Here is a 10,394-nt window from a genome sequence, read left to right as displayed (position 1 = left end):
GCGCGTTGCGACGCGCTATGACAAGACCAAGGAATCCTACCTCGGTTTCGTCGCAATCGCTGCAGTCAAACTATGGATACCCTTTGTCCACGAGCGCTAATGTGATCGGTTATTTAATCTGTAAAATACGTGAAATTTGGTCCATGAGTTTCGCTCGGTGGTCTTCTGGTAGTGATTTCTACAGCGCTTTTGTACAGCTTGCATCTTTCTGGTAAAAGGAAATGGCATTTCCAAATATTCAGAATGCTCTGGAATAATATCTCAGGGTTGTATTCTTGATTTGAGGGGCGCGCTTTTAATTTTTCTTGCTTAAAAATAAAATACAGCTGCTGATTGTTGTAATAACAGCTTGTGGTTTAATTTTACGAAAGATATTTTTAAATGATTGGTGGCATATTATCCCTTCTGAAAGGGGTACGATCAACGAAATGTGGCGAAGCCTTCAACCTGAGATACCCGTCGATGTGCGGTTATCATTTTTGCGGTCGCTATATGGCAACCGTACAACATTATGGTTTGGTCTGCTCGCCCATGTTGTGGCGTGTGTCGTCATTTACGTAAAAACTGCTGACTGGCGTTTTCTGGGCTTTGCTGGCTTTTTTACAATTATTGCCCTTGGCCGCCTCTTTGACATGCATAAATTTGACCAGGCAAAACTTGGCAATCTCACGCATGCTGATCTCGACAAGTGGGAAGCGCGTTATCTTGTCGGTGCGTCGTTGGTTTGTCTCACGCTTGGTATGCTGTGCTTCTTCTCAAGCTATGTGCTGCGCGATTCCTTTGCAGAACTTGCAAGCCTGACCATTCTGCTTGCCTCTGTTGTTTCGATTGTGGGGCGCAATTATGCGTCGGCAAAGGCCGTTGCGCTGATGTCGGCCTGTACGCTGTTGCCCGTGCTGGCGGGTCTCATTCTTGCGGGGACTCCCTTTCATATTGTGATTGGCCTGCTGCTGATTCCGTATTTTCTGTCCAATATTCAGATGGCCAACGGATTGCGCGAATTTCTCTTCGCAGCCGTGATGGGCAAGCGGCGTCTGTCGGTGGTGGCCAGTCGTTTTGATGCGGCACTCAACAATATGCCGCAAGGTCTGTTGATGTTTGATGCGCAGCAACGCATCGCGGTGATCAATCACAAAACAAAAGCCTTGTTGAAGATTGCGGAACACACAAAGCTGCGAGGGCGTAAACTTGAAGTCTTGCTTCGTTATTGCATCCGTCAGGGCTTGTTTCCGCATAATGACCTGAGCAATATCGGAGCGCGTATGCGCGATCTTCTGGCGGGTCGCAAATCGCGTGACATTTTTCAGCTTGCGGATGATCGCTACATCGAATGCGTCGCCAACCAGACATCAAATGCCGGTGTGGTGCTGATGTTTGAAGATGTGACGCAACGCGTTGAATCGGAAGTGCGCATTCAGCATATGGCGCGCTTCGACGGCCTGACAGGCCTTCCAAACCGCAATTACTTCGAAACGATGGTGCGCTCGCTGCTCTCGCAAAAAGATTCCGATACGCTTGCGGCCCTCATTGTTATCGACATCAATCATTTCAAGCATGTCAATGATACGCTTGGGCATCATGTCGGCGACACGTTCCTCAGGCTCTTTGCCGAGCGGTTGAGCCTGCTTGATCCGCAGCGTTATGTCGCCTCACGCTTTGGCGGCGATGAATTTGTTGTATTTGTCTTCAATCTCGACAGTGAAGCTGAAGTCGCGCCTGTGATGGAACATATCATTGCAGTTGTGAGCGGCATTTATGATCTCAATGGTGATCAGATTCAGATGGAGATCAGTGCAGGTGTTGCCACTGAAACTGTCGCAAAATGCGATATTGCCAGCATGCATATGAATGCCGACCTTGCACTTTATGAAGCAAAGGGTGACGAAGGCAGACAATGGGCGCTGTTTGTCAGTGCCATGGACACCAAATATCGCGGTCGTCAGAAGCTGAAAGCTGATCTGCGACAGGCGATTGCCAACCGTGAAATCAAGGTGGTCTATCAGCCGATTGTCAGTGCGCAGTCACTGCGTGTGGTCGCTTATGAAGCGCTTGCACGCTGGGAGCATTCGGAGCTTGGACCGATCTCTCCAATGGAGTTCATCCCGCTGGCAGAGGAAATCGGGATCATTTCGCAGATAACACGTTTCATGCTTGAGCAGGCCTGTCAGGACTGTATGTCGTGGGGTGATCGTATTGGCGTCTCCGTCAATCTTTCGGCGATTGACCTCAAGAACAGCGATATTGCCCGCGACATTGCCAATGCGTTACAGAAGTCGAAGCTTCCTGCCCGACAGCTTGAAGTCGAGGTAACGGAAAGCGCAATTATTGCTGATCGCAACCAGACTTCGCTTGTTTTGCAGCGTCTCAAAAATGGTGGCATCAATATTGCGCTGGATGATTTCGGAACGGGTTACTCCAGCCTCAGCTACCTCAACAGCCTGCCGTTGACCAAGGTGAAGGTTGATCGCTCGTTTGTGCGGGATATTGCAACCGACCGCCGCTCTCTCATGCTGTTACGCGGTGTTACGCAGCTTTCGCACGAGTTGGGGCTGGCTGTGACTGTTGAAGGCGTTGAAACTGAAGAGCAATTGGCTCTGGTCCGCGTTGCTGCCGGTGCCGACCTTGTTCAGGGTTATCTTCTGGGTAAGCCTGTGCCGGCTGATGAAATTCGTTCTTCGTCCGCCAAAGCGATCGCGCATCACGATATTGGGCACACCGTCGCTTAAGATTTTTCATCCGCATAGCCTCACAAGTTATAGTGATTTTCAATAATGATGGAATGATGATGATATAAAATTGTCATAACGCGACAGTTTTATAGAGTATCATTCGAATCACTATTGATGATTTGAGAATATGCGAGGGAGACTATGAGGCGCTATTTTCGCTATTTATTATATGTTTTAGCTCTAATTATTATTGTGGTTGGAGTTGGATCTGCGATTTTCTGGAAGAAAATACATGAATATTGGGCGGTATATCAGTATGCTCAAACATTCAAGCCTGATGTGATTGATGAGAATTTTCGCAATCTTTATAAAAAATATCCCTCCGTTCGCGTGCCTCATACGGCTGATGTGAGTGTGTTGCCGGTAGCAGAGCGCCCTTTGCCGGAAACCTATACTTACAAGGGCGAGACGCGCAATGTTGCGGATTTTCTTCAGCGCACTGATACGACCGGATTTATTGTGCTCAAAGACGGCGTGATTGTGCATGAGGAATATGATCGCGGTAATACGGAAAAGACGCAATCCATTGCGATGTCTCTTTCAAAGTCATTTGTTTCATTTCTGATTGGCAATGCTGTTGCGGATGGGAAGATCAAGCTTGATGAAACGGTCGATCATTACGTGCCGGTGCTTAAAGAAGGTGGCTATAAGGGCGTTACCGTTAAAAACGTGCTGCAAATGTCATCCGGCATTGGTTTTAATGAAAACTATGGCGATCTGAATTCGGATATTGTCCGCTATGTCATACAGATTCTGACCGGCTCGGTTGTGGATTTCACGGCCCACCTCAAGAGTGAGCGGCAGCAGGGGACAGTCAATGAATATGTATCTGCTGACACACAGGTGCTTGCTCTGGTTTTGGAACATGCAACAGGTGTGCCAATACAACAATATTTTCAGGACAGGCTGTGGTCGAGGCTTGGAGCGGAAGCTGATGCCTATTGGCTGGCCGATACTCAGGGAGAGGTTGTTGCCGCGGGTGGGCTGAATGCGGTGCTTCGCGATTATGCGCGATTTGGGTTGCTCTATATGAATGAGGGACGCAATTACCGTGGTGAGCAGCTTGTGCCTGCACAATGGGTTCATGATTCAGTGACGCCGGATGAGCCTTATCTCATGCCCGGACGTCGGATGCCTTCCGGTAAAATAGCTTATGGCTATGGCTATCAGTGGTGGATTCCGGCAGAGCCTGAGGGTGATTTCTGCGGTGTGGGTATTTATGGACAATTCATCTATGTAAACCCCGTGAAAAATGTGGTGATCGTCAAGACATCTGCCTATGCAAACTACAATATTGACGGCCAAGCTATGAAAGATGAGACTATTCACATGTTTCAATCTTTGGCCAATTCGCTTTAGGCGCTCGCTAAAAGCGTGCTCGAATGGCTGTTTATCAGCCATTCGATGCCGAAGTAGACCAAGATTGCCCTGTCAAATCCTGTGATATGGCGAGAAGTTCGCTCCATCTTTGACCGGACTGTGAGAAAACGCGAACTTATACCTTTACACGCTTATAAAGCACCTTATTCTGCGCACTGATTTGACGGGGTGCGGATGCGATTTGAATGAGTAATGAAGCTGTCTCCGGTGGCCAGCCACCGCTATCCAATTTCGCGCGGCAGCTATTGCAGTTTCTGGATCGGGTGGAGTATCGCAGGATTGTGCATGCCGAAGATCTCGAAGAGATCGGGCGTCTGCGTTATCGCTCCTACCGCAGTGCGAATGTGATGCATGAAGCAGACGTGCCATCGATTGTCGATGATGTGGATTGCGACAGCCATGCGTTTGTTTTCGGTATTCATATTGATGGGCAGTTGGTGAGTACATTGCGTATTCATCACATCACGCCAGATCATCGTCGTGGCACAAGCTATGCGCTTTTTCCGGATATTCTTGATCCGCTGCTCAACGCAGGTATGAGCTTTGTCGATCCCACACGGTTTGCGGCCGACCCGGAACTTTTGAGCGAATATCCGGCCATTCCCTATGTCACACTGCGCATTGCTGCAATGGCATCGGAATATTTTGAAGCCGATCAATGTCTTGCATCGGTCAAACCAGAGCACATGGCCTTCTATAAACGCATTTTCGGAACAAGTGTTATGGCCGAAGCGCGTGAGCACGAGGGCTATGGGATCCGGGTCGGGCTGGGAGCCGCTCCCATTCGCAATATTCGCGATGCCGTTGCTGTCCGCTTTCCTTTTTTCAAATCGCAACCGCACGAGCGGCGCGCTATGTTTGGTGAGCTGGTTAATGGCGTTGGCCCGCTGACTATTCTGCCGACAGCGAAATATACGGGGCTTGGCGTATAATGCTTCATACGCACGATTATTGCATTTTATTATTTAAATCTTTTTGAAAGTTGCCTTAAATATTTAAATGTAGCACTTTTTGAAAAATGCCGTTAGGTAAGTGCAGGAGCCGCGCTATGCGGATCGAGGGGCGCTGCGACAATGGGCCGGGCAGGAAAGCGGTAAGCCGCTCCGGTTCATGTTGAATGCGCGTTGAAGATTGAGAATATTGTGGCTAAGAATAGTCAAAATATTTCAATGGGTGGAACTAAAAATGGCAGAACATCATACCGCAGCCCCGGCTGAACTTGGCGCGAAGATGGATTATTCCGAGCATGAGAAAACTTATGCCAGTTTCACAAGCGTATTTAAATGGGGCACCGTGGCGCTTGTCGCGCTTCTGGCTTCCATGGCGTTCGGCTTTTTTGCGGGTGGTGCTTTCGCCGCATCCGTTCTTTTTGTCCTTATCTGCGTTGCTGCCTGGTTCATCCTCTAAGGATATAAAGCCGGAATAATCGCGTGATTTGATCGAATGCCTTGGTAAGGGTGCCGTTTGCGCCTCGCCGGGGCTTTATGCATGTCGTTTGTTTGATAATTTGATGGGGTATCTTCCCGGATGCCCTGAATTCCGCCCGGCTGTGACGCCGGATCAAGCCACGAAAGGGAAACCAGTTGGCCCAGACTATATTCATTCCGAAAGAGAGTGATCCCAACGAGACCCGCGTTGCGGCATCTGCCGAGACGGTGAAGAAATTCATCGCGCTTGGTTTTGATGTCGTGGTGGAAAAAGGCGCAGGCGAAAAATCGCGTATCATTGATACCGAGTTTGTCACTGCGGGTGCGCGCATAGGCACTGCGGCGGATGCCAAAGCGGCAGACGTGATCCTGAAAGTGCGCCGACCGAATGATGCGGAGCTTAAGGGGTATAAGTCGGGTGCAGCGCTTTTCGCGATGCTTGATCCTTACGGTCACGAAGATGCTGTGGCAGCACTTGGCAAGGCTGGAATTTCGGCATTCACGATGGAATTCATGCCACGCATAACGCGCGCGCAGGTGATGGACGTGTTGTCATCGCAGGCCAATCTGGCGGGCTATCAGGCTGTCATTGATGCTTCGGAAGTTTATGACCGTGCTATGCCGATGATGATGACGGCGGCTGGCACCGTGCCTGCTGCCCGTGTCTTTGTCATGGGGGCGGGCGTTGCAGGGCTTCAGGCGATTGCGACTGCTCGTCGTTTGGGTGCGGTTGTGACTGCAACCGATGTTCGCCCGGCGGCAAAAGAGCAGGTGGCTTCGCTTGGCGCGAAGTTCATCGCTGTCGAGGATGAGGAATTCAAGGCGGCGGAAACCTCCGGCGGCTATGCCAAGGAAATGTCGAAGGAATATCAGGCGAAGCAGGCGGCACTTGTTGCTGACCATATTGCCAAGCAGGATATCGTCATTACCACGGCACTTATTCCGGGTCGTGCCGCCCCGCGTCTTGTTTCAAAGGAAATGGTTGCGGCCATGCGTCCGGGGTCTGTGCTGGTCGATCTGGCAGTTGAACGCGGCGGCAATGTTGAAGGTGCTGTTGCCGGACAGATTGCGGAAGTTAACGGCGTGAAGATTGTGGGGTATCTCAACGTACCGGGCCGGATTGCAGCGACTGCTTCGCAGCTTTACGCGCGCAATCTTTACGCATTCCTCGAAACGCTGGTCGATAAGGAAGCAAAGCTTCTGAAAATTGATCCGCAGGAAGAGCTGGTCAAGGCAACGCTTCTGACCCATGAGGGCAAGGTCGTGCATCCGGCGTTTGCCAAGACCGAAGCCGAAATAGCGCCGGCAGTCGTGGCTGAGAAGGTCGCCAAGCCAAAAACAGCAGCGAAGCCAAAGGCACCTGCTTTGGAAGCGGCTGCTGAAAAGCCTGTAGCGAAGAGAACCCGGAAAGCGCCCGCAAAAGCTGCAAAAACTTCTGCTGATGGAGGAGAGGCATAATGTCCGATACAGCACTCGAAAAAGCTCTTGAGAGCCTCAATCAGGCGGCAGAGGCCGTAAGGCAGGCAGCGGAAAATGCAGGCGGTTTAGGTGATGCAGCCGCTGCTGCAGCCCATGCCGCTTCCGGTGGAGTGGTCGATCCGTTTGTCTTCCGCCTTGCGATTTTTGTTCTGTCGATTTTCGTCGGTTATTACGTTGTCTGGTCGGTGACGCCTGCGCTGCATACGCCGCTTATGGCTGTCACCAACGCCATTTCATCGGTGATCGTGGTTGGCGCACTTCTTGCAGTCGGCCTGTCGCTTTCGGGCTGGGCAACCGGCTTCGGCTTCATCGCGCTCATCCTTGCCAGCGTGAATATTTTCGGCGGCTTCCTCGTTACCCAACGCATGCTTGCCATGTACAAGAAAAAAGAAAAGTGAGGGCTGAGCCATCATGAGCGTTAATCTCGCAGCCTTCCTTTATCTCGTCTCCGGTGTCCTGTTCATTCTGGCACTGCGCGGCCTGTCGCACCCAACCACCAGCCGTCAGGGTAATACCTATGGTATGATCGGTATGGGTATTTCCATTGTCACCACGCTGCTGCTGGCACGCCCAAGCTTTGGCGGTCTGGTGATGATCATTCTTGGTATCGGCATTGGTGGCGGTATCGGTGCCGTGATTGCGCGCCGCATTGCGATGACGGCCATGCCGCAGCTTGTGGCGGCCTTCCACTCGCTGATCGGTCTTGCAGCCGTGCTCGTTGCTGCCGCAGCCCTTTACTCACCGCATTCCTTTGGCATTGGCGAGGTGGGTCAAATCCACGGTCAGGCGCTGATTGAAATGTCGCTCGGTGTTGCGATTGGTGCAATCACCTTTACCGGTTCGATTATTGCGTTCCTGAAACTTGATGGCCGCATGTCGGGCAAGCCGATCATGTTGCCGGGACGCCATGTCATCAATGCGGCCCTTGCTGCTGCAATTGTGATCCTGATTGCTGTTCTGACCAACACCGAAAGCCATTTCGTGTTCTGGCTGATCGTTATTCTGGCGCTGGTATTCGGTGTGCTGATCATCATCCCGATTGGCGGCGCGGATATGCCGGTTGTCGTTTCCATGCTCAACTCCTATTCGGGCTGGGCTGCGGCAGGCATTGGCTTCACGCTTGGCAATCTGGCGCTGATTATCACTGGTGCGCTGGTCGGCTCATCGGGTGCGATTCTGTCCTACATCATGTGTAAAGGCATGAACCGCTCGTTCATCTCGGTTATTCTGGGTGGCTTTGGCGGTGACGTGACAGCAAGTGGTGGCGGCGAAGTGGAACAGCGTCCGGTCAAACAGGGTTCGGCAGATGATGCAGCCTTCATCATGAAGAACGCATCCAAGGTCATTATCGTGCCGGGTTACGGTATGGCGGTGGCACAGGCACAGCACGCGCTGCGTGAAATGGCCGACAAGCTGAAAGCCGAAGGCGTGGAAGTGAAATACGCAATCCACCCTGTTGCCGGTCGTATGCCGGGTCACATGAACGTGCTGTTGGCCGAAGCCAACGTACCTTATGATGAAGTGTTCGAACTTGAAGACATCAATTCGGAATTTGCGACGGCTGATGTTGCCTTCGTGATTGGCGCGAATGACGTGACCAATCCGGCAGCGAAGACTGATCCGCAATCGCCGATCTTCGGTATGCCGATCCTTGATGTCGACAAGGCCGGTACGGTGCTGTTCATCAAGCGCGGCATGGGCTCAGGCTATGCGGGCGTGGAAAACGAACTGTTCTTCCGCGATAACACCATGATGCTGTTTGCAGATGCGAAAAAGATGGTCGAAAGCATAGTTAAGGCTCTCGATCACTAGGCCTTTGATATTCGGGTTCTGGCAGCCTGCAAATGGCGAGGTTCTGCGCTTCCGGTGCGCATGTACGTTCAGTACATTCCGCTCCGGTTCTCGAACCTCACCATTTTAGGCTCGCCATTTCCCGAATCTCATAAGGCCACGGTGCTCTGGCAACAAACAAAAACGGCGGCTTCGAGCCGCCGTTTTTGTTTTTGCTGGTAATTTTCGATCAGCCGTAGATCATTTTGTCCTGCAAAGCGCGCAGCTCGGCGATCTTTGAGCCGGGTTGCGGTGTTGCATTGGCATGGGTGATGAGTTCACCCTTCTTGATTGATGCGGTGACGGTGCCATTTTGCAGCAGGCCGCACGGAATGGCTTTCGCGGCCCGTGCTTCCGGCGTGGTCATGATCCATGAGCGATAGCAATATTGGCCAATCGCATCGAGCTTTTCGCCCGGCTGCAAATCTCTCTTTGCGACCGCGCAGACTTCTGCCACTGGCTTTGGCAGTGGCACCATGTCGGATTTGCCGTATAGGACTGCACGCGCGACTGTCAGCGGTACCTCAAGCGATGTAAGGTGGTAGGGGCGGTGGAAGGTGAAATAGGGCCCTTTGCCGATTTTCAGGTCTTCAAGCCGTTCATTCAGGCGCGGGTGGTCCATCTTGGCCACAACGAATACGCCTGGTGAAACACCTTTGCCGATGGAATAATCGACCACGCCGCTTTTGCTGAGAACGCCGCCATCCGCCTGAGGGATGAGCGTGCTGCTCAACTGGTCAATGCTGGCGCGGGGGCCATGCATACCAGCAATATCTGGAACAAGGCCTGTTGCATTGGCAATGGCTGCCATCTCGACCATGGTTTTTGAGCCATCGATGAATTCGACCAGCAGGCGGACATTCATGTTCCGGCGGTCGGCTTCTTCTTGATAATCATCAGGGATGGCATCAAAATTGAGCGGGTTGTTCTTGCCCTTGCCAGCAGAGACCACTTCATAACCAAGCGCTGAAACGAACTCTATCAGCTCCATGCAGGAGGAGGGCTCGTCGCCAGCGCCCAGCGAATAGATGACGCCCTGCTTGTCGGCCTGTGCCTTGAGGTAAGGTCCGATGGTGACATCGGCTTCGACATTCATCATCACAAGATGCTTGCCGTGCTCAATCGCCTTGATGCCGGTTTCAGCGCCCACTTCCGGAATGCCGGTTGCATCGATAATCACATCAATCAGCGGATTTGAAAGGATCAGATCATTGTCGCCGGTGACGGCAATCTTGCCGCTCTCAATGGCGCTGGTCATAGCGCTTTCAGTGCTGGCTTCTTTGGCGTTGTCTTCGTTACCATAGGCAGTGCGCACAGCCTTGAATGTGTTCGGCAGACGACGCGCGGAAAGCGCGCCGACTTCGATGCCGGGCATACGGGCAACCTGTGTGACGATATCTGTGCCCATCTCGCCAGCGCCTATGAGGCCGATGCGGATTGGTTTTCCTGTTTCTGCGCGTGCCTGCAAGTCCCGCGCCAGTCCAACCAGTGCCACATTCGTCGTCATGAGAGTCTCCGCGATAATTTTGTCACGCTTCTGTTGTTATAG

General features: G+C 52.0%; 8 protein-coding genes. 7 read left to right on the top strand and 1 reads right to left on the bottom strand.

The features are described 5' to 3' along the window. Positions 1-428 precede the first annotated feature (428 nt). The 7 genes from VBH83_RS08530 to VBH83_RS08500 all read left to right on the top strand — a co-directional run bounded on the left by VBH83_RS08530 (position 429) and on the right by VBH83_RS08500 (position 8,827). Complete coding sequence (locus VBH83_RS08530) at positions 429-2,726, top strand: putative bifunctional diguanylate cyclase/phosphodiesterase (RefSeq protein WP_396997172.1); 2,298 nt, start codon at positions 429-431, stop codon at positions 2,724-2,726. Positions 2,727-2,870: 144 nt separating this feature from the next. Beyond that, positions 2,871-4,088, top strand: a complete 1,218-nt coding sequence (locus VBH83_RS08525) for a serine hydrolase domain-containing protein (RefSeq protein ID WP_396997170.1) — start codon at positions 2,871-2,873, stop codon at positions 4,086-4,088. Between the two features lie 206 nt (positions 4,089-4,294). Next, complete coding sequence (locus tag VBH83_RS08520; RefSeq protein ID WP_265986523.1) at positions 4,295-5,041, top strand: N-acyl amino acid synthase FeeM domain-containing protein; 747 nt, start codon at positions 4,295-4,297, stop codon at positions 5,039-5,041. A 253-nt stretch (positions 5,042-5,294) separates the two neighbouring features. Beyond that, positions 5,295-5,516: an aa3-type cytochrome c oxidase subunit IV gene (locus tag VBH83_RS08515; RefSeq protein WP_265986524.1), complete on the top strand. Its 222-nt coding sequence runs from the start codon at positions 5,295-5,297 to the stop codon at positions 5,514-5,516. A gap of 176 nt (positions 5,517-5,692) precedes the next feature. Beyond that, positions 5,693-6,994: a Re/Si-specific NAD(P)(+) transhydrogenase subunit alpha gene (locus VBH83_RS08510; RefSeq protein ID WP_396997167.1), complete on the top strand. Its 1,302-nt coding sequence runs from the start codon at positions 5,693-5,695 to the stop codon at positions 6,992-6,994. Next, a complete protein-coding gene (locus VBH83_RS08505; protein ID WP_265986526.1) occupies positions 6,994-7,413 on the top strand; it encodes an NAD(P) transhydrogenase subunit alpha in 420 nt (139 codons plus the stop codon). Before VBH83_RS08510 ends, VBH83_RS08505 begins: the two co-directional genes overlap by 1 nt. A 13-nt stretch (positions 7,414-7,426) precedes the next feature. Next, positions 7,427-8,827: an NAD(P)(+) transhydrogenase (Re/Si-specific) subunit beta gene (locus tag VBH83_RS08500; protein WP_265986527.1), complete on the top strand. Its 1,401-nt coding sequence runs from the start codon at positions 7,427-7,429 to the stop codon at positions 8,825-8,827. 208 nt (positions 8,828-9,035) lie between these two features. Here VBH83_RS08500 and VBH83_RS08495 read toward each other — a convergent pair whose 3' ends face one another. Then, positions 9,036-10,352 carry a 1-deoxy-D-ribulose 5-phosphate reductoisomerase gene (locus VBH83_RS08495; RefSeq protein WP_396997164.1) on the bottom strand — a complete coding sequence of 439 codons (1,317 nt, stop codon included), beginning with the start codon at positions 10,350-10,352 and terminating at the stop codon, positions 9,036-9,038. Positions 10,353-10,394: the final 42 nt, after the last annotated feature.

The organism is Ochrobactrum sp. S1502_03, from assembly GCF_044435015.1.
GTDB lineage: Bacteria > Pseudomonadota > Alphaproteobacteria > Rhizobiales > Rhizobiaceae > Brucella > Brucella chromiisoli.
This window is presented reverse-complemented; position numbering and strand designations above follow the sequence as displayed.